The 639-nt window shown below is 67.8% G+C and carries 1 pseudogene; it reads left to right on the top strand.

What is annotated here, in order from left to right:
- A pseudogene (locus QK290_RS18535) lies at positions 1 to 639 on the top strand (glycine dehydrogenase (aminomethyl-transferring)); the annotation flags it as partial.

Here is a 639-nt window from a genome sequence, read left to right as displayed (position 1 = left end):
ATGGGGATTGCCTGCCGCAGACCATCGCGATCGTGAAGGGCCGCGCCGAGGCCCTGGGGTTTGAGGTGGTGGTCGCTGACCTGTCGAAGGGCCTGCCGGACGGTGTTATCAACGGTGTGGTGCTCCAGCAGCCGGGCGTTTCCGGCCGGGTCTTCGACCACGCCGCAGTGATCGCGGCTGCGAAGGAGCGCGGCGCGCTCGTGACGGTCGCTGCTGATCTGTTGGCGTTGACGCTGATCACCCCTCCGGGGGAGCAGGGCGCGGACATCGCGGTCGGTTCGACGCAGCGTTTTGGGGTGCCGTTGTTCTTCGGCGGCCCGCACGCGGCGTATATGGCGGTCGCGAAGGGCCTGGAGCGGTCCATGCCGGGCCGCCTGGTCGGGGTGTCCAAGGATGACGCCGGTGTCCCGGCGTACCGTTTGGCGCTGCAGACCCGTGAGCAGCACATCCGCCGTGAGAAGGCCACGTCCAATATCTGTACCGCGCAGGCGCTGCTGGCCATCGTCTCCTCGTTCTACGCCGTTTACCATGGCCCCGATGGCCTGAAGGCAATCGCGGAGCAGGTCCATCACAACGCCCGCACACTGGCCACCACGCTGAAGGTCGCCGGCCGCGACCTGGTCACCGAGGCCTTCTTCG

It is taken from the genome of Pseudarthrobacter sp. AL07 (assembly GCF_029960665.1).
In the GTDB taxonomy this organism is placed as follows: domain Bacteria; phylum Actinomycetota; class Actinomycetes; order Actinomycetales; family Micrococcaceae; genus Arthrobacter.
Note: the sequence above shows the minus strand (reverse complement) of the source record. Positions and strands in the feature narration are given on the sequence as shown.